The sequence below is a fragment of the Fundidesulfovibrio sp. genome (assembly GCF_058402725.1).
Genome location: NZ_JBZVFJ010000003.1, coordinates 49372 through 70577, shown reverse-complemented (window position 1 = coordinate 70577; position 21206 = coordinate 49372). Strand labels below are relative to the sequence as shown.

At 69.6% G+C, this 21206-nt stretch carries 18 protein-coding genes; 6 read left to right on the top strand and 12 right to left on the bottom strand.

All coding sequences use genetic code 11. The annotated features are described in order from the left end of the window. The 4 genes from ACV4UX_RS01130 to ACV4UX_RS01115 all read right to left on the bottom strand — a co-directional run. The coding region (locus ACV4UX_RS01130) for a peroxiredoxin (protein ID WP_491591501.1) at nucleotides 1-502 on the bottom strand (502 nt) is incomplete at its 3' end. A gap of 64 nt (nucleotides 503-566) precedes the next feature. Next, complete coding sequence (glnD, locus tag ACV4UX_RS01125; protein ID WP_491591500.1) at nucleotides 567-3134, bottom strand: [protein-PII] uridylyltransferase; 2568 nt, start codon at nucleotides 3132-3134, stop codon at nucleotides 567-569. Between the two features lie 48 nt (nucleotides 3135-3182). Further along, nucleotides 3183-3521, bottom strand: coding sequence for a P-II family nitrogen regulator (locus ACV4UX_RS01120; RefSeq protein ID WP_173087195.1), 339 nt, complete (start codon nucleotides 3519-3521; stop codon nucleotides 3183-3185). A 12-nt stretch (nucleotides 3522-3533) separates the two neighbouring features. After that, complete coding sequence (locus ACV4UX_RS01115) at nucleotides 3534-4751, bottom strand: ammonium transporter (protein WP_491591499.1); 1218 nt, start codon at nucleotides 4749-4751, stop codon at nucleotides 3534-3536. A gap of 430 nt (nucleotides 4752-5181) precedes the next feature. On the opposite strand from ACV4UX_RS01115, the gene ACV4UX_RS01110 reads away from it, so the two are divergent. Beyond that, on the top strand, nucleotides 5182-6642 hold the full coding sequence (locus ACV4UX_RS01110) for a response regulator (protein ID WP_491591498.1): 1461 nt from the start codon (nucleotides 5182-5184) through the stop codon (nucleotides 6640-6642). 118 nt (nucleotides 6643-6760) lie between these two features. On the opposite strand, the gene ACV4UX_RS01105 is transcribed toward ACV4UX_RS01110, so the two are convergent. Beyond that, nucleotides 6761-7183 (bottom strand): tetratricopeptide repeat protein, encoded by a 423-nt coding sequence (locus ACV4UX_RS01105; protein WP_491591497.1) that lies wholly within the window; start codon nucleotides 7181-7183, stop codon nucleotides 6761-6763. Between the two features lie 110 nt (nucleotides 7184-7293). Between ACV4UX_RS01105 and ACV4UX_RS01100 the strand changes: the two genes are divergently transcribed. Further along, nucleotides 7294-7953 carry an FkbM family methyltransferase gene (locus tag ACV4UX_RS01100; RefSeq protein ID WP_491591496.1) on the top strand — a complete coding sequence of 220 codons (660 nt, stop codon included), beginning with the start codon at nucleotides 7294-7296 and terminating at the stop codon, nucleotides 7951-7953. A gap of 695 nt (nucleotides 7954-8648) precedes the next feature. Here the strand turns inward: ACV4UX_RS01100 and ACV4UX_RS01095 are convergent. Genes ACV4UX_RS01095 through ACV4UX_RS01070 form a run of 6 tightly spaced genes read right to left on the bottom strand, consistent with a single transcriptional unit; the run spans nucleotide 8649 to nucleotide 14773 of the window. Further along, complete coding sequence (locus tag ACV4UX_RS01095) at nucleotides 8649-9443, bottom strand: polysaccharide deacetylase family protein (protein ID WP_491591495.1); 795 nt, start codon at nucleotides 9441-9443, stop codon at nucleotides 8649-8651. Nucleotides 9444-9462: 19 nt separating this feature from the next. Continuing rightward, nucleotides 9463-10626 carry a glycosyltransferase family protein gene (locus tag ACV4UX_RS01090; RefSeq protein WP_491591494.1) on the bottom strand — a complete coding sequence of 388 codons (1164 nt, stop codon included), beginning with the start codon at nucleotides 10624-10626 and terminating at the stop codon, nucleotides 9463-9465. Nucleotides 10627-10651: 25 nt separating this feature from the next. Beyond that, entirely contained in the window at nucleotides 10652-11242 is a 591-nt protein-coding gene (locus tag ACV4UX_RS01085; protein ID WP_491591493.1) for a histidine phosphatase family protein, read from the bottom strand. Beyond that, the gene (locus tag ACV4UX_RS01080) at nucleotides 11239-12339 is read right to left on the bottom strand and encodes a glycosyltransferase family 4 protein (protein WP_491591492.1); all 1101 of its coding nucleotides are present in this window, start codon (nucleotides 12337-12339) and stop codon (nucleotides 11239-11241) included. Before ACV4UX_RS01080 ends, ACV4UX_RS01085 begins: the two co-directional genes overlap by 4 nt. A gap of 11 nt (nucleotides 12340-12350) precedes the next feature. Next, complete coding sequence (locus ACV4UX_RS01075) at nucleotides 12351-13562, bottom strand: glycosyltransferase (protein ID WP_491591503.1); 1212 nt, start codon at nucleotides 13560-13562, stop codon at nucleotides 12351-12353. A 14-nt stretch (nucleotides 13563-13576) separates the two neighbouring features. Further along, on the bottom strand, nucleotides 13577-14773 hold the full coding sequence (locus ACV4UX_RS01070) for a glycosyltransferase family protein (RefSeq protein WP_491591491.1): 1197 nt from the start codon (nucleotides 14771-14773) through the stop codon (nucleotides 13577-13579). Between the two features lie 131 nt (nucleotides 14774-14904). Between ACV4UX_RS01070 and ACV4UX_RS01065 the strand changes: the two genes are divergently transcribed. Together ACV4UX_RS01065 and ACV4UX_RS01060 are read left to right on the top strand one after the other, a co-directional pair. Then, nucleotides 14905-16152 carry an HDOD domain-containing protein gene (locus ACV4UX_RS01065; RefSeq protein ID WP_491591490.1) on the top strand — a complete coding sequence of 416 codons (1248 nt, stop codon included), beginning with the start codon at nucleotides 14905-14907 and terminating at the stop codon, nucleotides 16150-16152. Next, a complete protein-coding gene (locus tag ACV4UX_RS01060) occupies nucleotides 16127-18070 on the top strand; it encodes a diguanylate cyclase domain-containing protein (protein ID WP_491591489.1) in 1944 nt (647 codons plus the stop codon). The genes ACV4UX_RS01065 and ACV4UX_RS01060 overlap by 26 nt, the downstream gene beginning before the upstream one ends. A 138-nt stretch (nucleotides 18071-18208) precedes the next feature. Here the strand turns inward: ACV4UX_RS01060 and ACV4UX_RS01055 are convergent, their stop codons facing one another. After that, nucleotides 18209-19714, bottom strand: a complete 1506-nt coding sequence (locus tag ACV4UX_RS01055; protein WP_491591488.1) for a sigma 54-interacting transcriptional regulator — start codon at nucleotides 19712-19714, stop codon at nucleotides 18209-18211. 179 nt (nucleotides 19715-19893) lie between these two features. Here ACV4UX_RS01055 and ACV4UX_RS01050 point away from each other — a divergent pair, with 179 nt between their 5' ends. Both ACV4UX_RS01050 and ppnP read left to right on the top strand, forming a co-directional pair. Beyond that, nucleotides 19894-20835 carry a hypothetical protein gene (locus ACV4UX_RS01050; RefSeq protein ID WP_491591487.1) on the top strand — a complete coding sequence of 314 codons (942 nt, stop codon included), beginning with the start codon at nucleotides 19894-19896 and terminating at the stop codon, nucleotides 20833-20835. Between the two features lie 36 nt (nucleotides 20836-20871). Continuing rightward, the gene (gene ppnP / locus ACV4UX_RS01045; RefSeq protein WP_491591486.1) at nucleotides 20872-21195 is read left to right on the top strand and encodes a pyrimidine/purine nucleoside phosphorylase; all 324 of its coding nucleotides are present in this window, start codon (nucleotides 20872-20874) and stop codon (nucleotides 21193-21195) included. Nucleotides 21196-21206: the final 11 nt, after the last annotated feature.

Sequence of the window (21206 nt, the reverse complement as noted above, 5' to 3'; positions counted from 1 at the left end):
CGGTGGCGCGAAGCGCCTCCACCAGACGCACGATCTCCTCGGTGTTGCGCCCCGTGGAGAGCGGATACCAGACCACCGCGCGCACCTTCTGGGCCGGATCGATGACGAAGACGCAGCGGGAGGTCTCGGTGCGCGATTCGCCCGGCATGATCATTCCGTAAAGCCTGGCCACGTCCATGGAGATGTCGGCCACCACGGGGAACTCCACGCGCACGCCAAAGGTCTCCTCGATGCGGCGCACCCAGGCGATGTGGGAGAACACCGAGTCGATGGAGAGCCCCAGCAGTTCGCAATCCAGGGCGCGCAGACGCTCGTGGACGCCCGCGAAGGCCATGAACTCCGTGGTGCAGACGGGTGTGAAATCGGCGGGATGGGAGAAGAACACCAGCCAGGAGCCCTTGTAGTCCTCCAGGCGGATCACGCCTTGCGTGGATTCGGCCTCGAAGCCGGGGGCGGGATCGCCGATGCGGGGCAGTCCAGGCGGGCAGGGGGCGTGGTCCATGGGGTCCTCCGCAAGGCAGGGGTCTTTGCGAACCCATACCCCGGGAGACGCCCCGCGTCCACTCTCAGACGAGACTCGCCAGCACGATGCGCGCGATTTCCTCCGCGCGCTGCTCGTCGCGCACCTTCCGGCCCTGGGCCGTGCGAACGTAGAAGGCGTCGAACACCTCCAGGCCCTGGGTGTCGATCTTGGCGGCGTGCACGCCCAGGCCCAGGGAGTCCAGGGCCACGGCCAGGTCGTAGAGCAGACCCAGGCGGTCGGCGGCGCGCACCTCCACCACGGTGAAGTAGTCGCTGGCCTCGTCGTTCACCTCCACCCAGGGCTTGACGCCCAGGTCGGGGGTTTTGGGGGCCAGGGGCGAGGCGCGCTTCTCCTGGATGCGGTAGTCCAGGGAGAGCTTGCCAGTGAGCGAGTAGCGCACCGCGCGGCGCACCCGCGCCCAGAGTTCGTCGGGGTAGAGTGTGTCGGGCGGGTTGGCGGTCTGGTAGTGGTGGATTTCGGTGTTGTCGCTCCAGAGGAAGAAGTCGGCGGAGCGGATGTTCACCCCGTGCAGGGCCAGCACGCCGGCCATGGCCGCGAAGAGCCCCGGCTGGCGTTTGGCCGCCAGGGTGACGCCCCAGCCGTCGGCCAGACGGTCCACCTCGATGGCCACCACGCCCCGGCCCGCCACCGAGGAGGGGCGCATGCGGTAGTCCTCCTCCAGGGCCTCCTCCAGGCGCGAGACGAGGCGCAGGTCGCAGAGCACGTCGCCCTCGCCCCGGCTGAGCAGGTAGCGCGGGGGCATGGCGTCCAGGCAGGCCTCCACGCGCTCCTGGCTGAAGAGGCATCCGGCCTTCTCGCGCAGCGAGTCGCGCAGCTCCAGGAGGGGCCTGGCCCCGCCCGGGCCGAAGAGCGTGCAGCCCGCCAGCAGGGTGCGGATGCGCCGGTAGAGCCCGCCGATGAGCCCGGCCTTCCAGTCGTTCCAGGCCGAGGGCCCCGTGGCCAGGGAGTCGGCCATGGTGAGCAGCAGGAGCATGTCCAGGCGCTCCGGGGTTCCGGTGCGCTGGGCGCAGGCGGCCAGCACGTCGGGGTCGGAGATGTCGCGGCGCATGGCCGTGTCGGCCAGCAACAGGTGGCGCAGCACCAGGAAGCCCACGGTGGAGACGGCCTCGTCGTCCAGACCCAGCCGCGTGAGCACCGCGCGGGCGATCTCGGCCCCCTTTTCGGAATGCGCGCCGCCCTGGCCCTTGCCCACGTCGTGGAAGAGCGCACCCAGCAGGAGCAGTTCCGGCCTTTCCAGCCCCGAAAAGATCGGGTGGTAGGGGTGCCCCGGCAGGGCCGCCTTGCGGATCTCCTGGATGGTTTCCAGGGTGTGGCGTCCCACGGGGTGGATGTGGAAAACGTCGTACTGCACCATGTCCTGCACGTGGCCGAACTCGGGGATCATGGCCCCCAGCGCGCCGGTCTCGAAGAGGTCGGCCAGGGCCTGCCCGGCGCGGGGCTCCTTGAGGGCCTTCTCCAGCAGCGCCAGGATGCGCGCTCCGCCCAGGTCCGTGGCCGCGAAGCTCTCCAGTTCCGGCAGACCGGCCTGGATGGCGCGTCGCGCGGGCAGGGCCAGGGGCTCGCCCAGGCGCAGGGCGTGGCCGAACATGTCGAAGACGTTCTCGGGATGGGCGCGCGGGGGCGCTCCCTGGAAATCGAGCCCGCCGGGCGTGAGAAGCACGCCGCCGCCCAGGGGGCGCACCGTGCCGGGCTGCCCGCCGGGCGCGGCCAGGAGCGGCCACAGGGCGCGGTGCAGCGTGCGGATCTCGGCCATCACCCGGTGCAGTTCCGCCAGGAAGACCTCCACGTCGAGCATCCCTTCGTGGGCCTTGTAGCCCAGGGGACCGGCCAGGGCGCGCTGGGCGTCCAGGCTCAGGCGGTCCTCCTTGCGGTTTTCGAGCAGGTGCAGGCGGTTGCGCACGGCCAGCAGAAAGCGCAGATGCGCTTCGAGCACGTCCAGCCATTCCAGGGGCAGACCGCGGCCCTCGGCCGCGTCCAGCTGGTGGAGCCAGCGGACCTGGTGCACGTCGCGCAGGCCGCCCAGGCCCTCCTTGAGGTTGGGCTCCAGCATGCCCGAGGCGTCGCCGTGCACGACGGCGCGCCGGGAGTTCTGCCCGGTGAGCCATTCCTTGAAGGGGACGGCGCGCCCAGGAAGGAGCCTGGCGTCGCGCCGGGCGATGAAGTCGGCGAAGACGGCCTCGTCTCCCGCCAGAAAGCGGGCGTCCAGGAGCGAGGCGAAGACCTGCCAGTCGGTCTTGGCCAGCTTGAGGCATTCGCCCGTGTCGCGCACGCCGTGGCCCAGTTCCGCCCCCAGGTCCCACAGGGGGAAGAAGAGGGCCTGGGCCAGGGCCTTGGCCTCTTCGGGCACGCGGTCCTTGTAGAGGATGAGCACGTCGATGTCCGAGCGGGGGCAGAGCTCCCGACGGCCGAAGCCCCCCACGGCCGCCACGGCGTAGGGGGCGCGGACCGGCTCGATTTCGGCAAGCCGAGACCTGAAATAGGCGTCGAAGAGGTCTGAGAGGTCTTGGCAAAGGCCGTTTGCCGGGGCTTCGAAGAGCTTCTTGCGCTTTCTGTCCAGCGCGCGGGCGGCCTTGGAGGGGGATGGGGGCATCGTGAAAAGGGGCGGGGGCCGCCTTACGGCCCCCGCCCGATGCGTGCGTTAGATGGCGTCCTTGCCGGTTTCGCCGGTGCGGATGCGGACCACGTCCTCCACGGGGGTGATGAAGATCTTGCCGTCGCCCACCTCTCCGGTGCGGGCCGCGCCCTCCACGGCCTTGAGCACGGCGGGGACCAGGGCGGCGTCGATGACCAGCTCGATCTTGATCTTGGGCACGAAGTCCACCTGGTACTCGGCGCCGCGGTAGATCTCCTTGTGTCCGCGCTGGCGGCCGAAGCCCTTGACCTCGGAGACGGTCATGCCCTTGACGCCCGCGTCGGTGAGGGCCTTCTTGATGTCTTCCAGCTTGTAGGGCCGGGTGATGATTTCGATCTTGCGCATGGTTGACCTTCCTTAGTTCTGATAGCCGGTTTCGCCGTGCTGGCTCACGTCGAGGCCCTTCACTTCGTCTTCCTCGGAGCAGCGGACCTTCACGATGGCGTTGACGATGCCCAGGAGGATGAGGGTGCCCACGAAGCAGAAGGCCCAGGTGGCAACCACGGAGATGAACTGCGTCCAGACCAGCTCGGCGTTGCCGTAGAAGAGGCCGTCGTTGCCCAGCTCGTTGACCGCCTTGGTGGCGAAGAGGCCGGTGGCCAGGGCGCCCCAGGTGCCGCCCAGGCCGTGCACGCCCACCACGTCGAGGGCGTCGTCGTACTTGAACATGTGCTTCAGGTTCACGCCGATGTAGCAGACCACGCCGCCCACCAGGCCGATGATGATGGCGCTCATGGGGGTGACGAAGCCCGCAGCGGGGGTGATGGCCACGAGGCCGGCCACGGCGCCGGAGGCCAGGCCCAGGGTGGTGGGCTTGCCGCGGTGCATCCACTCCGCGACGATCCAGGAGAGGGAGGCGGCGGCGGCGGCCAGGTGGGTGGTCACGAAGGCCATGGAGGCCAGCCCGCCGGCGGTGAGGGCGGAGCCGGCGTTGAAGCCGAACCAGCCGAACCAGAGCAGACCGGCGCCCAGGATGGTCATGGGCAGGTTGTGGGGGATGAAGGGCTCACGTCCATAGTTCTTGCGCTTGCCGAGGAAGAGCACGAAGGCCAGGGCCGAAGCGCCGGAGCTCATGTGGACCACCGCGCCGCCCGCGAAGTCCAGCGCGCCCAGGCTGGCCAGCCAGCCGCCGCCCCACACCCAGTGGGCCAGCGGGTTGTAGATGAAGATGCCCCAAAGCAGGGAGAAGAGCAAGAAGGCGCTGAAGCGGATGCGTTCCGCGAACGCGCCGGAGATGAGCGCCGGGGTGATGACGGCGAACATCATCTGGAAGGCCATGAAGGCCAGGTGGGGCACGGTGTTGGCGTAGGTCTCGTGCGGGGTCTGCCCCACGTTGTTGAGCCCGAAGAAGTCCATGCCGCCCACGAGGCCGCCGATGTCGGGGCCGAAGGCCATGGAGTAGCCCAGCACGGCCCATTCGATGGAGATCAGGCCGATGATCACGTTCGAGTGCATGAGGGTGCCCAGAACGTTTTTCGAGCGGACCATGCCGCCGTAGAAGAGGCCCAGGGCCGGGGTCATGAGCAGCACCAGGGCCGCCGAGATGAGGATAAATGCAGTGTCCGCCGCGTTCATCAGAGAATCCTCCTGTTTTCAGTGGTGGCCCCGGCGGGGCCGTCCCGCCGGGGCCGGGTGCTTCCCGCACGCCGTCCGGAAGTTGCCTGCCTGCCCAGTCCGGTGCGGGCAGCACGGCTCGACAGTTAACGCTGCTTTTACACTTTTGCAAGTTTTTTCTCGAAACGCCCCCTGCTGATTTTTTTTGTTCAAAAATGTCGTTGACCCATGGCAATGTCTCTAAGTGGTGGATAAAAAACAGAATTTTTTTCAAACGCTCGCGCGACGGATACTGCCATTTTTTTACATCAACCGCAATTTTTTCTCATTTGAAACCAAACAGCCTCAAGCTCTTCAAAAACGGACGGGCTTCGCGCACCAACGGGTTCCGTCCCCTCGGATCCCTTAGAAATATGCTGTCCGCCGTCCAGATTCGGTGTATGGGGGACTCATGATCGATCCCAGGGAATCGCCCAGAACCATCCTTACCGTGGACGACGACCCCGCCGTCCGCGCCACCCTCGTGGCCTGGATCGAAGACGCGGGGCATCGGCCACTGGAAGCTTCCAGCGGGCTGGAAGGCTTGGAGATCCTCGCATCGCAATCCCCCGACCTGGTGCTGCTCGACCTGCGCATGCCCGTCATGGACGGACTCACGTTCCTGGAAGAAAAAACCGCCCGGAAAGACGACACCCCCGTCATCGTCATCTCCGGACGCTCCGACATGCAGGACGCCATCCGCGCCTTCCGCTTCGGCGCCTGGGACTACCTCACCAAGCCCATCGAAAGCTTCGACCTCCTGGGGCACGCCGTCTCCGCCGTGCTGGAGCGCCGCGAACTTGCGCGCAAGGTCCGCCAGGCCGAGGACCGCTACGCAAACCTCGTGCGCAACCTCCCCCTGGTGGTCTTCAGCCTCGATGAGCGCATGGAGCTTCAGTTCGTGAACATGGCCTGCCGCAGCATGCTGGGCTTCACCCCCGAGGAGGCCCTGGCGGAACCGGGATGGCTGCCCGCTCGCCTCCACCCCGACGAACGTCCCATGGTGCTTGGTCTGCTCCAGCAGGCCCTGGCCGACTGCTCCGTCACCTTCTCGCGCACCTGCCGCATGCTCCACCGCTCCGGGCGCGTGGTCCACGGCATCCTCAAGTCCATCCCCCAGGCCGACTGCGAACCGGGCGCGGCGCGCCCCGGCATCGAAGGCGTCATCCTGGACATCACCGACCGGCTCATGCTGGAAAAATACCTGGTGCAGAAGGAAAAGGTGAAAACCCTGGGCGCCATCTCCGCCGAGGTGGCCCACGAAATCCGCAACCCCCTCATGTCCATCGGGGGCTACGCCCGGCGTCTCCAGCAGAAACAGCCAGGCCTGCCCGAGGCCGCCATCATCCTCGACGAGGCCCGCAGGCTGGAAAAGCTCCTGGACCGCATCCGGGACTACCTCACTCCCGTGAAGTCCCACCGGATGCGCATCAACCTGGCCGACGTGGTGATCCGCGGTCTGGAACTGCTGGCCCCCTCCCTGGAAGGCAACGACGTGCACCCCCGCGTGGAACTGGACCGGGCCAACGCCCAGGTGGAGGAAGACCCGGACATCCTGGCCCAGATCGTCATCGACCTCATCCGCGCCACCCAGGCCGCCCTGGCCCCCAAGGGCGAGATGTGGCTGCGCTGCTTCGCGGGCGAGCGCTTCCTGAACCTGGAGGTGGGCGGCGTGCAGGCCCGCCCCGTGGAGGATGTGGAAAAGCTCTTCCTGCCCTTCGACGAGGGCGGCGAATCGGTGGGTCTGGCCTCCTGCTACCGGATGCTGCGCTCCATGGGAGGCTCGCTCACCTTCGAACAGAAGGACGGCAAGGGCCTCTTCACCATGAGCGTGCCCCGCGCCGCGCCCCAGACCCCTCCGGCACAGGGGTAGATTCCCTTTTCGTCAACTTGACCAGGTTTTCAGAAATGAAAGGGGCGGCTCTTTGCAGCCGCCCCTGATACCCGTCGCAAAGCTTTGCGCCAGCCCGACGCCAAGCACTCCCCCCGGACTAGTTGCCCGAGGCGCGCAGCAGGTTGCCCTCGATGCGACGGAACAAGGGATTGTCCCGCCCGAGCTTGCCTTCCACCAGTTCCAACGCCTGCCAGAACTGGCCCGCCGCATCGAGCGGTCGCCCGGCCAACAGATGCACCAGCCCCAGGTTGTTGCGCAACTTGGCCACGTACATCTTTGAGCCGCAACGATTGGCCAGGTCGATGCCCTGCTCCAGCAACCGCTCCGCGACGCCGTAATCCCCGGCCTGGCAGGCCGCCATGCCCTCGCGGTTGAGCCTGGTCAGCGCGCTCGCCTTGCAGGACCCCTTGCATCCGCCGGATGAACACGACGGCTTGCGCTCGGGCGACACGATGTTGACGAAACTGGCAAACATCGCCTTGGGCGATCCCTTGGATCCGATGGATGTCTTGAGGGTCATGGCGCACTCCTTCACGGCCTCTCGTGTGCCGTTGAAAGAGATTTAATGAGAATGAATTTCAATGTCAATAGTCGCTTCGTTTTTTCCCCGCACCATGCTACCCGCTCGCCATGCGAACCATCCCCTGGACCGTGCACCCCCACACCCCGCCCCTGGAACGCCTGGCGCACTTCATACCCTCCGCCCGCTTCGTCGTGGACGGCGGCGCGCACAAGGGCCGCACCGTGGAACGCTTCCTCGACGCCTGGCCCGCTGCCCGCGTGCTGGCCTACGAACCCCAGCCCCGGCTCGCCCGCAAACTCGCCAAGCGCTTCGCCGGACAGCCCTCCGTCCAGGTGCGCCAGGCCGCACTGGGCGCATGCCAGGGACGCCTGCAACTCAACGTTCTGGAACGCCCCACCTGCTCCTCGCTCCTGTGCCCGTCCGGCATCCGCGAAAAGCACGCCGGCAAATCCCTGGAACTCACCGAACGCGTGGAAGTGGACATCGTCCGCCTGGACGCGGAAACCGCCGACGCCCCCGACATCCTCAAGCTGGACCTCCAAGGCTACGAACTCGAAGCCCTGCGCGGCGCGCAAGGACTGCTCCCCCGCGTCCGGGCCGTACTCTGCGAAGTGTCCTTCCTCCCCCTCTACCAGGGACAACCCCTCGCCTGGGACCTGGCCGACTGGATGGCCACGCAAGGCTTCCGCCTGGAAGGTCTCTACGACCCCTGGACCTGCCCGGACGGCTCCATGCCCTCCGCCGACGCCCTCTTCCTGCATGTCTGAAATGTGATGCGAGACAGGCCGCCGGGAAAACGTCCCCGGCGGCCAGGGCTCCACCCTGCACCCGGAGAACGGGGCTCCGCCCCGGACCCCACCAGGGGAGAGCCTCCCCCCGGACCCGGCAGTTGCTTCGCGTCGGCGGGAGGGGCGGCAGGGCGGTAGGAGAATATGCCTCCGGCGGGCAAAGGGCTACGCCCTCTGCACTCCCACTCCGCTTCGCGGGCTTCACCAGCGACGGCAGTCTTGTCGGCAAGACCCTTGCGGCTGCGCCGCCTGTCGCGCGGGAATTCGCGCAAAGCCGCGAATCCCCGCGCGGGGGGCCGTGGCGCTTCGCGCCAGGTTTTCGAGCAAGATTCAATTCTTGGATTTTATGAAACAATTCCTCGTTCATCGTCGCTTGCGACGATGGCAGTCCGCCGGGATAAGCGCTGCTTTGAGCGCGTTCCCGGCGGGTGTCTGCTGCCGTGCGGGCGTCCGGGGACTGTCCGTCCCCTCTTACACAGGCCTACCCGGTGAAACCCGCGAAGCAACATGGGATTCCAAAGGGCGTAGCCCTTTGGCCGCCGGAGGCTATTCCTCCTCCCTCCGACCGCCGCAACCGCACCGAACGCCACCGCGAGCGAAGCGGCCATGCGGGAGGGGCATAGCGTTTTGGCCGCCGGGGTCGTCATCCCGGCGGCGGCGTGGTCGTGGAGCGGCTAACGGGCCAGCAGGTGTCCGTAGTGGGCGAAGGTGACGCCCTGGCGGGCGCGGAGCTGGTCGATGAGGAGCGCGAGGAAGTCGAAGGAGGTCTGGTTCATGCGCTGGTGGTGGAGCATGACGCCCAGTTGTCCCGAGGCGAGTCCCTGGACGAGTTCGTCGAGCATGGCGTCGAGGGAGGCGTCGGGGTCTTGTTCCTTGCGGGTGTGCAGGTCCATGCGCACGGGGAAGTCGGGCAGTCCCTTGGGGGCGTCGGGGCCTGCGCCCACGGTGCGGGAGAGGCCTTTGAAGCCGATGGCGGGCATGGCGGCCATGGCTTCGGAGTCGCAGCGGTTCCAGGGCGGGGTGAAGACGGGGGTGAAGTCGGCCCCCATGATTTCTTCCAGGCGTTTGAAGCCCTTGAGAAGGTCCTGGCGTTTGTCGCGCGCGGAGCGGGCCTGTCCGAATTCGCGTTTCTTCGCGCCGGGCGCCTCGAAGTTCATGTGCCGCCAGCCGTGCTGACTCCAGCAGAAGAGGCCGTCGGCGGCGGCTTCGCGTTTGAGGGCGGCCCAGCGGCTCTGGGTGAGCCAGGCGGGGACCACGGCGAGGTTGAGGGGCGTGGAGCGATCCCGGAACAGCGCGAGCATGGCGGAGAAGGCGTTTCCGGGCACGGCCACGTCGTCTGCCCGGAAGAAGACGGTGGCCTTGCCGCCGGGGGCCTTGTCGAGGCCTTGTTGGAGGGCTCGGTCCAGGCGTTGGGGATGGTCGTCCGGGAGGGCCTGCCAGATCGGGGAGACGTTGTTGGAGACGATCATGAAATCTCGCGTTTGAAGGTTAACCGGCCTGGCCCGTATCCCGGGTCACGATGCGGGCCGTGGTCCGCGCGCCGTCCAGGTCGGGCATGGCGCGGGGGTCGGGCGCGGGGCTCTCGAGCAGGGAGCGCACACGTTCGGCCAGGCGCGCCGGGTGGAGGTCGCCGTGGTCCAGCACTCCCAGAAGCCCTCTCGAGGCGAGGCGTTCGGCGCGCAGGCGCTGCTCACGGTTCTGCTCGAACGGCCAGACCAGCGCGCGCGCTCCGGCGGCCAGGATGTTCATCGTGGTGTTGTAACCGGCCAGCGACAGCGACGCGTCCGAGGCTGCCAGAAGGCCCAGGAAATCTCCGGAGAAGCGGGAGACGCGTCGGCGTTCCCGGCCGGAGGCTACGGCCCGTAACCGCTCGAAGGCGGCGGCGTCAAGGAAGGGTCCCGAGAAAAGTTCCAACCTTGGAGGATTGTCATGTTGCTGAAAGGGGTGGGCCGCCAGGGACGCGAAGAGCAGCTCCGAGCCCACCTTGCCGCCGCCCGCGCTGGCGAGCACGAGGCGGTCGGCAGCGGCGAGCCCGAGGTCGCGGCGCACGCGCTGGCGCGCCAGGGGATCGGGCCGGGGCGTGACGAAGCCGGTGTAATGCACGGGCACGGCGATCTCCCGGGCGCGGGGGAAGGTCTCCTCCAGGGGGAAGAGGGCGGGGTCGGAGTGCACGAGCAGTCCGTCGAAGAAGGCGTTGAGCCGGGCGATGACGCGGGTCTGGTACTTCTCGGGGTCGGACTTCTCCACAAGGATGTCGCGCAGGCTGCACAGCACGCGGGGGCGGCCGAAGGCTCCGGCGCGCGCGGCCTCCAGGGCGGGGAGCAGCTCGAACTCGAAGGCGCGCCGCCCGAAAGGATAGAGCTCCACCAGGAGCACGTCCGGGCGTTCGCGCTCCAGGATGTCCAGGAAGCGCGCCCGGCGGGCGGCCTTGAGGGTTTCGGGGTCGTCCCCGGCAAGGAGTCGGCTGAAGTTCTCGTCCATGGAGATGGCCGGGAGCCGCTCCAGGGTGATGTGGCCGGGCAGCGCAACGGGAGCCTCGGGGCCGCCCGCCACGAAGACGCAGCGATGCGGGGCCAGGGCCTCCAGGAGGGCCAGGGAGCGCATGAAGTGCCCAAGGCCCAGCACGTGCTGGCAATAGAGGACCACGTTCACGGATGATCTCCTCGGGGGCGGGGAGTTAGAGGGGGACGTTCCACTCGGCCAGGCGCAGGCAGCCGTCGCGGGCCTCCAGGACGTGCAGGGCGCGCGGGGCAAGGATCCTGGGCTCCCAGGGGAGGTAGTCACGCCCGTGCAGGGCATAGACCAGGGCGCGCACCACGCCCTCGTGGGCCACCACGAGCACGGGGAGGTCCGGGTTGGACCGGGCCAGGCGCAGCAGGGTCTCCCAGGAGCGGGCCAGCAGTTCGGCGCGGCTCTCGCCTCCGGGGGGGGTGAAGGCCCAGCCCAGGGCTTCCTGGGGGGAAAGAAGGCCTTCCTCGCGCAGGTCGGCCACCTTTCTGCCGGTCCATGCGCCGAAGTCCTGCTCTTCGACGCCGGGCAGAGGCCTGGGCTCCAGGCCGAGTTCCCGGCCCAGGGCGCGGGCCGTGGCCATGGCCCGGCCCAGTGGGCTGGAGTAAAGCGCGGCGAAGCCGAACGGATCGAGTGCGGCGGCCCAGAGGCGCGCCGAGGCCAGCCCCTGGGGCGTGACGGGCGAGTCGGCCCGGCCCTGGATGCGTCCTTCGTTGTTCCACTGGGTGCGGGCGTGGCGGATGATTCCGATGCGGGTCATGGATTCCTCCGGCAGAGGTCGAGCAGGCGTCGTTCCACAACGGCGAAGGCGCGGGGCCGGTCGTGGAGCGCGGCCACGCGCGCGACGCCGGCGCGGCCCATGGCCCGGCGCAGGTCCGCGTTGTCCAGGAGTCGGGAGACGGCCTCCAGGAAGGCGCGGTCGTCGAAGGGGGGCGTGAGCAGGGCCGTCTCCCCGGGCGCGGTCACCTCGGGGATGCCTCCGTTGCGGAAGGCCGCCACGGGGAGCCCGGCCGCCTGGGCCTCCAGGTAGACCATGCCCAGGCTCTCGCGGATGCCGGGAAAGACGAAAAGATCGGCGGCGGAATAGACCTGACGCAGGTTCGCGCGCTCCACGCGGCCCAGGAAGCGCACGCGCCCGGGCAGGGCCTCAAGGGCCAGGCGTTCCAGGCGCGCCCGGGTCTCGCCGTCCCCGGCCAGGACCAGCTCGAAGTCCCTGCGCTCCAGGCGGGCCAGGCGCGTGAGGAGGTATTCCAGGCCCTGGGTCTTCACGTCGTCGCGGAACATGGCGGCGGCCAGGATCACGGGGCGCTCGCCCACGTTCCAGGCGGCGCGCAGGCGGGCGCGGGCCTCGGGGTCGTGGGCGAAGGCCGGGGCGTCGATGCAGGGGGCCACGCGGCACAGGCGTTCCTCGGGGAGCAGGCGGCGCAGGTTCTCGAGGTCCAGCAGGCGGTTGGTGAAGACCACCGAGGCCGCGAGCAGCGCCCGGCGGTTGAGCTCGAAGCCCAGGCGCGCCAGGGGGTCGCGGCGGCGCTTCGTGGAATAGATGCCCTGGAACACGGCGTAGGGCGCGCCCATGCGCCGCGCGGCGAAGGGGCCGATCACGTCGGGGGATTTCCAGTAGGTGTGGTGGGTGAGCCACACGTCCGCCGCGCCCCGCGAGGCGCGCCAGGCCTCCAGGACGGCCCGGGGCCAGGTCCAGGGCCGCACGCCCAGGTTCCTGGCCCGGAAGCGGCTGGCCACGCGGACTGCGTGCCCGCGCGAGGCCAGGTGGGCGGTCAGCTCCAGTGCGGTGGTCTGGTCGCCGCTGGGCCTCGGGTGGTCCAGGGGCTTGAGGGGGGCGTAGAAGGCGACGCGCATGGCTGGCGTCGTCAGCCGGCGTGGCGCTCGAAGAGCCGGGCCAGTTCCGCCACGAGGGCCTTGTTGTCGAACACGGCGCGCACGCGCTCCCGGGCGGCGGGGATCACCCGGCGGCGCAGGTCCTGTTCTGTGAGCAGGGCGCGGGCGGCCCGGGCCAGGGCGTCGGGATCGCGCGGGGGGACGAGCAGGCCGCTTTCGCCGGAAACGATCAGCTCCGGGATGGCCGAGACGGCCGTGGAGGCCACGGGCGCCCCCATGGCCATGGCCTCGGCGAGCACGTTGGGGATGCCGTCGCGGTCGCCGTTTTCGCTCACCTCGCAGCCCAGCAGGAAGAGGTCGGCCCGGGCCAGGCGCGTGAGCACCACCTCGTGGGGCTGCACGCCCAGCCACTGGATGCGCGCGTCGATGCCCAACTCCCTGGCCAGGGCCTTGAGCCTGTCCTTCTCCTCGCCCGCGCCGATGAGCACGTGGCGGAAGTCCAGGCCCTGCGCGGCCAGGCGCGCCAGGGCGGCGAACACGGTGGGCAGGCCCTTCTTGGGGGTGAGCCGGGCCACGGTGAGGATCTCGTAGGGCGCGCGGGCCTCCAGGCGGGGCTCGCCGGGGTGGAAGAGGTCCAGGTCGATGCCGTGGTAGACGCGGTGCACGGGGGTGTCTGCGGGGTTGAGGGCGTCGAGGTGCTGCTTGTTGTAGCCCGTGCAGGTGACCACGAAGCGGGCCGTGGCGAGCTTTTCGGCCAGGCGCGCGGGGTCCTGGGTGTAGATGTCCTTGGCGTGGGCGGTGAAGCTGAACGGCAGGCCCGTGAGGATGGAGGCGAAGGCCGCCACCGACGTGGGCGAATGGGCGAAGTGGGCGTGCAGGTGCGTGACGCCGGAACCGGGCAGCACCCGCGCGGCCAGGTATCCGGCCTGGAGCAGGTGCTTGGCGGTGGCGGCGCGGCGCGTGCGGGCCAGGCGGCGCAGCATCTCGGCCAGGCCCCGCAGGTAGCGCCGGGGCGAGGCGGCCAGGCAGGCCAGGTTGGCCGTGAAAAGCCGCCAGACGTTGCCCTGGATGGTCTCGGGGAGGTAGTCCACGGGGGCCTTGATGCGCTTGACCGACTCGTGGGTGAAGTCCTCGCGCGGGTGACGCATGGAAAGGATGCGGATGGAAAGGCCCATGGACTCCAACAGGGCGATCTCGTTGGAGATGAAGGTCTCGGAGATGCGCGGATAGCCCTTGAGGATCATGCCCAGCACGCCGTTCACTGCCCCTCCCCCCGGAATTCGGCCATGCGCTGGGAGATTACGTCCAGCCCGGAGAAGCGGAAGGCGTTCACGCAGGGGCAGCACCCCTTGGGGTTGTCGATGAGGGCAAGCACCTTGTCGCCCAGGGAGGCAGGCGTGAGCCCGGACCAGGGCAGGAACTCCACGAAGCCGTGGCGCTGGAACATCTCGGCGCGGATGCGCTGCTCGAGCCTGGGCTCCTCGCGCGGGACCACCAGGGAGGGCTTGCCCAGGGAAAGCACCTCGCAGGTGGTGTTGTAGCCGCCCATGGAGACCACCACGTCGGCCAGGCCCATGAGGGCCTCCATGCGCCGGTGGAAGTGGTGGAAGCGGGCCTTCACGCGCTGGGCGCGGGCGTGGACCTCCTCGCGCATGGGCTTGGGCATGAACGGCCCCGAAACCAGGATGGAGCGGAAGGGCGGGTCGCCCATGGCCTCGAGCATGGAGAGGTAGGCGTCCATGAGCGGATAGCCGTCGCCGCCGCCCCCCGTGGTGACCAGCACCAGGCGCTCCTTGCGGTTGAGGCTCTCCTCCTCGCGCATGAGGGCCATCTTGCCGCGTTTGGGCAGGGCGCGGGGGATGTAGCCGGTGAAGACCATCTTTGAGCTCACGGCCTCGGGGATGGCGTATTCCTCCACGGGGTCGTAGTATTCGCGGTTTCCGTAGACCCAAATCTCGGAATAGTAGCGGTCGAGCACGTCGTAGATGCCCTTTTCGCGCCACTCGGCCCTTGTGGACTCGGCGTCGTCCATGATGTCGCGCAGGCCAAGGATGGTGCGGCACTGGGGCATGCGGCGCTTGAGCCACTTGAGGGTGGGCAGCACCTCGCGCTTGAGCCCCAGTGGGGCCTTGTCCACGATGAACAGGTGGGGCTGGAAGGCCTTGGCCGTGGCCACCACGATGTTGCGCCGGATGTTCAGCGCGTGGCGCGAACTCAGGCGGATGGACAGGGGCTGGTATTCCTCGTTGGTGCGCTTGATCATCCCCGGGATGCGCACGAAGTCCACGCCGTCGGGGAAGTCGAAGCGCCCCACCAGGGGCGATCCGGTGAGAATGAGCACGTTCACCCCGCGCCCGCGCAGGTGCTGGGCGATGGCCATGGTCCGCCGGATGTGGCCCAGGCCGTAGGTGTCGTGGGAATACATCAGGATATTGAAGGTGGGCGCGCTGACCATGGGCGATGCCATATCCCCAATCGGCCCGGCCTGCAAACCCGGCCCTGGCAAACCCGCGCTTGCCAGAGGGACGCGCGTCGGGTAGGTGTGGAACATCGGGACCGGTCCCCCCCGCCGGTCCCGGGAGGGCTATGGGCACGGTCTACATCGAAGACCTGCGTCCCGGCATGGTCTTGTCCGCCGACGTGCGCAGTCGCCAGGGCAGACTCCTGTTCTCCAGGGGCCTCATCCTCGACGACCTCTCCATCCAGACGCTCAAGTTCTGGGGCGTCACCGAGACGCTCGTGGACGGCCACGACCAGCAGGCGCTGGATCGCGAGCGCATCCGCTCCCTGGACCCCGCCCTGGCCCGAACGGCCTGGGAACTGGCCGGGGAACGCCTGCGCCTTTCCCGGCAGGACCACCACGCCGTGCGCGAACTCAGGCGCGTGGCCTTCATCCACCTTGTGGCCTCCGGCGTTTCGCCGCCCCCCCCGCCGCGCCGCGATCCGCCGCCGCCCGACCCCCGCAAGCGCCCCGACCTGGCCCGCCTCGCCGGCGGGGCCGTGAAGCTGGCCTCCCTGCCCGCCGTGGTGGCCCAGGTGCTGGAAGCCATCAAGGACCCCAACGTCTCCTATTCCTACGTGGCCGAAGTGATCGGCAAGGACACCGCGCTTTCGGCCAAGCTCCTCAAGCTGGTCAACTCGGCCCTCTACGGCTTCCCGGAGCCCGTGGACACCATCGGCCGAGCCGTCACCGTGGTGGGGGCCAACCGCCTCACCAGCCTGGCCTTGGGGGTGTCGCTCATCAACGTCTTCGACGCCATTCCCCGCGACCTTCTGGACATGCGCTCCTTCTGGACCCACAGCCTGGCCTGCGCCGTGCTGGCCCGGCTCCTGGCCGTGCACGCCGGACACCCCAACGAGGAGCGCTGCTTCGTGGCCGGGCTCCTGCACGACATCGGACGCCTGGTGATGCTCAAGAACCACCCCGCGCACACGCTCCACGCCTTCTGGCGCGCGAGAGAGAGCAACACCGCCCTGTGCGGCGTGGAGAAAGAGCTCTGGGGCTTCGACCACGCCCAGCTGGGCGCGCGCCTGCTCGCGGCCTGGAAGTTCCCCCCCAGCCTGGAGCGCGCCGTGGGCGAACACCACTGCGCGGACTGCAGGCCCCCGCAGCAGGACGCCGCCCTGGTCCATCTGGCCGACGTGATGGCCCACGCCCTGGGCATCGGACAGAGCGGATCGCCCCTGGCCCCGCCGCTCTCGCTACCCTCGTGGGAGCTGATCAACATTCCCCAGAGCGCCCTGGGCGCTGCCGCCGCCCAGGCAGGCCGCCAGCTCGACGACCTCGAACGCATCCTCCTGGCCGACCATGACGCCGCCGCGCAAGCCAGCTAGCCACTCCGACAAGGAGCGCATGGCCTCCCTGGAAGAGGCGAGACGGCGCACCCTGGAACGCCTGGAGCGCCTGATCTCCCTGGGCGTTCCCGAGGGGGCGCGGTCGCTCGGCACGGCCATCCAGGTGCTCGACGAGACGGCCGCCCGGCTGCGCTGGCTCATGCCCTTCCGGGCGGTGGCCTTCTTCATGGTGCGCGAACCCCACGGCGACTTCTATCTGGCCCGCTGCCAGCCGCCTTCCCATGCCCGGTCCATGGAGCGCGAGCTGGCCCTGCTGGTGGATTCCGGCTCGGCGGGCTGGGCGCTCCAGCGCAGGCGGCCGGTGTTCACCACCTCGGAGCTGTCGGGCCGGCTGGTGCTTCTGCACTCCATGGCCACGGCCTCGCGCATCCGGGGCATGTTCCTTGGCATCCCGTCCCAGGAACAGCGCGCCATGGAGGACGACGCCCTGGCCATGGTCAGCCTGGTGCTGCGCGGGGCGGCCTCGCTCCTGGAGGGCATCGAACTCTACGGCCTGCTGCGCGAGGCCAACGCCGGGCTCAAGGCCAAGGTGGCGGCCCTGGAAAAGGCCCAGCGCGTGCTGCGCCAGGAGGTGGGCAGGCGCTGCAAGGCCGAGGAGATGCTCACCCGCCAGGCCCTGCACGACCCCCTCACGGGCCTGGCCAACCGCGTGCTCCTCATGGAACGCCTGCAGCAGGCCGTGCGCCGCTCCCAGCGCCGCGACGCCTGCCACGCCGTGGCCTACCTGGACCTGGACCGCTTCAAGCTCGTCAACGACACCCTGGGGCACGCCGCAGGCGACCAGCTCCTGACCGAGGCCGGACGGCGCATGGCCGCCCTGATCCGCCAGTCGGACACCCTGGCCCGCTTCGGCGGCGACGAGTTCGTGCTCTTCCTGGAGGAGGTGGAGAGCCCCGCCGAGGCCCTGCAGGTGATGAAGCGCATCCTCTCGGCCCTGGCGGAGCCCTTCGAGATCGGGGGCCACGCGGCGCGCGTCACGGGGAGCGTCGGCCTGGTGGCGGGGTCGCTCCAGCACCAGACGCCCCAGGGGGTTCTCAAGAACGCCAACACGGCCCTGCACTCGGCCAAGGAGGCCGGACGCAACCGGGTGAAGGTGTTCAATTCCCGCATGCAGGGCCGCGCCCAGGAGCGCTCCACCCTGCTCTCCAGCCTGCGCCGCGCCGTTGAGGCCGGGCGCACGGGCGTGGCCTGGACCCCCACGCGCCTGGGGGCCGGCGGGGCCTTCGACGGTTTCGAGGCCGTGCCCTGCTGGAAGCGCCGCGCGGGCGGAACCATCTCCGGCGCGCAACTGGTGGACCTGGCCCGGCGCGAGGCCGTGGCCTGGGACCTCTGGCTGGCCACCCTGCGGGGCGGGCTGGCCCAGCTGGCCCTGTGGGACGCCAGGGACGGCGCGGCGCGGGGCCTTACGCTCTCCCTCTCGCTCTTCCTGCCCCAGCAGCCCGAGCAGGGCTTCGCCCAGACCTTGCAGGACGCCCTGAACCAGGCGGGGCTGCCTGGCGCGCGCCTGCGCCTTCTCATCCCCATGGAGACCCTGGTGAAGGGCGGCGAGCCCTTCGCCCAGGAGCTGGGCAGGCTGCGCCAGGCCGGGGCGCGGCTTTTCGCCGCCGACGTGGGCGAGCGCTTCTTCCGCTACCGCCAGGAGCACCCCGGGCTCATCGAAGGCCTGAGCGTCACCCCGCAACGGGCGCCCCACGGCATCCTGGACGAGAGCACCACCACCGCCGCCGTGATGACCCTTGCCCGGATCATGGGCCTTACCGTGGTGAACGCGGCCTGGGACGAGGCCGAGGCCCGGGACCGACCCGAGGACTCGCCCTGCGGCCCCGTGTCCGGGCTTCTGGACGCCAGGCAGGCCCTGGCCTGGGCCGGGAAGGCGCGGGAGAAGGCGCCCGACTGACGCCCGGTGTCCGGCGCGCCCCCGCGAGCCCGCGTATCCTCCGACGCCAAGCGCCCGGCCGCCGGAAGCAGCCGCCCGGACCGTGCCCTCCCCTGACGCGCCCGCCGCAATGCGCCGCGGGCGCGGGAAGCGTTCCGCTCAGGGCACTTCCAGGCCCTGCTGGCGGTATTCCGAGAGCTTGTTGCGCAGGGTGCGCACGGAGATGCCCAGGAGCAGGGCGGCCTGGGTGCGGTTGCCAGAGGTCTGGTCCAGGCTTTTGAGGATCATCTGGCGCTCCAGCACGTCCAGGGGCACGATGCCCGGGGGCAGGTGGCCCTCCGGTCCCGGGGTCTGGGGCTCCTCGGGCGGGGCGCTGAGGGAGGTGACGCGCTCCATGGACACCGCGGGCTGCTCGTCGGCCAGGGGGAACTCGTCGCCCTCCAGGAGGAAGTGCACGGTGTCGATGGGGCCGTCCCCGGCCAGGAGCACGGCGCGCTCCATGAGGTTCTGCAGTTCGCGCACGTTGCCGGGCCAGTCGTGGGCCAGGAGCCAGTCGCGCGCTGCGGTGGAGAGATCGAGCCTGCCCAGACCGTAGGCCTTGCGGAACTTGTCCACGAAGAAGGCGGCCAGGCCCAGGATGTCGCCGCCGCGCTCGCGCAGGGGCGGCAGCTTGAGGGGGATCACGTTCAGGCGGTAGTAGAGGTCCTGTCGGAACTTGCCCTCCTCCACATACTGTTCGAGCCTGCGGTTGGTGGTGGCCAGCACGCGCACGTCCACGCCCACGGTCTCCACGCCGCCCACGCGGTCGAACTCGCCCTCCTGGAGCACGCGCAGCAGCTTGGCCTGGAGCCCCAGGTCCATCTCGGAGATTTCGTCCAGGAGGATGGTGCCGCCCTGGGCCAGCTCGAACTTGCCCAGCTTGCGGGCGATGGCCCCGGTGAAGGCCCCCTTCTCGTGCCCGAAGAGTTCGCTCTCCAGCAGGTGCTCGGGCAGCGCGGCGCAGTTGAGGGCCACGAAGGGCCTGGCGGCGCGGTCGGAGTGCGCGTGCAGGAAGCGGGCGAACATCTCCTTGCCCGTGCCGGACTCCCCCGAAATGAGCACCGTGGCCTTGGAGCGCGCCACCTGCCGCGCCAGGGCCAGCACGCGCAGGATGGCCGGATGCCCCCCGATGATGGAGAAGCGTTCGCCCTGGACGCCCTGGGGCGCGGCGATGGCCCGGGCCGCCGGCGGCGCGGCGGCAGCGGCCTGGACCGGCGCTTTCGCGGCAGGCGCAGAGGCCGGGGCGGCGGAGAAGGCGGGGTCGTCCTGCGCGTCGCGCGGGAGCACGGCCTCGATCTTTTGCCAGTCGAGGGGCTCCAGCCAGTAGTCGCGCGCGCCCTGCTCCATGAAGCTCTGGGCCTCCTGGGCCGAACCGCGCCCCGTGAACACGATCACCGGCGGGAAGTCGCCGGACTCGCGCGCCGCCGCCAGCAGCGTCTCGGCCTGGTATGCCCCGCCGATCTTGGCCTGCGTGAAGATCACCGCAGGGCGGTTCTTCTTCATCCAGGCCATGGCCCCCGGGAGGCTGTCGGCTATGCCTGCCTCGATCCCCGCTCCCTTGAACATGGGAAACAGGGACGTGATCGCGTGGGCCTGGGCCACGAAAAGGATGGTCTTCCCGGGCATGAAAACCCCATATCCGCAAGTCAAACGCATTTCAACGGCAACCGTCCACAATTGCACGGATTCGCGGGAATAAACCCGTGCGACGCCCAAGGCCCCCCCCTGCGGGACCCTCCAGGCGAGTGGTTTGCCTCTTTTGACAAATCCGCTAGGATGCGCGGAATCTCGAAACGAGGAACCCCATGACGCTCACCGTGCAGACCCTTTACGGCCCCCTGGGGCCGGTGGACTTTCCCGAATACGGCCCGGACGGGGCGCTCGTCGGCTGCGTACCGGCCGGCCCCCTCGCCCTGGAGACGCCTCTGGGGCGTCTGGACGCGCAACACTCCACCGACGACGCCCGCCGCCCCAAGGTGCATCCCGTCGAGTTCCATCCGAACGGCTCGCTCAAGTCCATGGCCCTTGAGGAGCGCACCGTGCTTCCCACCCCTCTGGGACCGCTCCCGGCCGAGTTCGTGAGCTTCCACCCGGACGGCGCGCTGCGCCGGGTCTTCCCGGTCTACGGCAAGCTCTCCGGCTACTGGACCGAGAAGGAGGAGGCCACCCTCAACGACCCGCTTACCCTGGAGACGCCGGCCGGACGCATCACGGCCCGCATCGCGGGGGTGCAGTTCTTCCCGGGCGGAGCGCTGAAAAGCGTGACCCTCTGGCCCGGCGAGAGCGTGGAGATCGAAACCCCCCTGGGGCGGCTCAAGGCGCGCATCGGCGTCTCCTTCCACGAGTCCGGGGCGCTGCGCTCCTTCGAGCCCGCCGCGCTCACCGCCGTGCCCACGCCCATCGGCATCCTGGAAGCCTTCGACCCGGACGCCCTGGGCGTGCACGGCGACGTCTGCTCCCTGGAGTTCGGGCCGGACGGCGAACCCGTGGCCCTTTCCACGCCCATGAACACCGTGGAGGCGACGCTCCCGGACGCTCCCCCTCGACGCTTCGCCCCCACGCGCGTGCCCAACCTCTGCGACGAGCGCGTCCAGGACGTGAAGCCCCTGCGCGTGCGCTTCCAAGGCGGCGCGGCGCTCCTGGGGGAAGACCCCGCCCCGGCCTTTCCCCTGGACGCCGCGCGCTTCACGGTGGGCAGGCTCCTGGAGGGCCTCTTCGCGCCCATCGGCTACAACTGCGGTCTCTAGCCCCCGCGCCAACCCTCAACCCGTGAAGGTCCATCCATGAAAAGCCCGGAATATTTCGAGAACGTCAAAGCCAAGGCCGTGGCCAACGTCTTCTTCAACGGCAGCGTGGTCAGCCACTCCATCTGGGACGCCTCGGGCGTGCGCCGCTCCCTGGGCGTGTGCCAGCCCGGGGCCTACACCTTCACCACCGCCGACCCCGAGATCATGGAGATCACGGCGGGCAGCGTGCGCGCCAAGGTGGACGGCGAGGACGAATGGGGAGTCTACGGACCGGGACAGGCCTTCAACGTGCCCGCCAACACCTCCTTCGAGATGGTGGTGGAGGGCGCGGTGGCCCAGTACGTGTGCACTTTCGGCTAGCAGACTGTCGA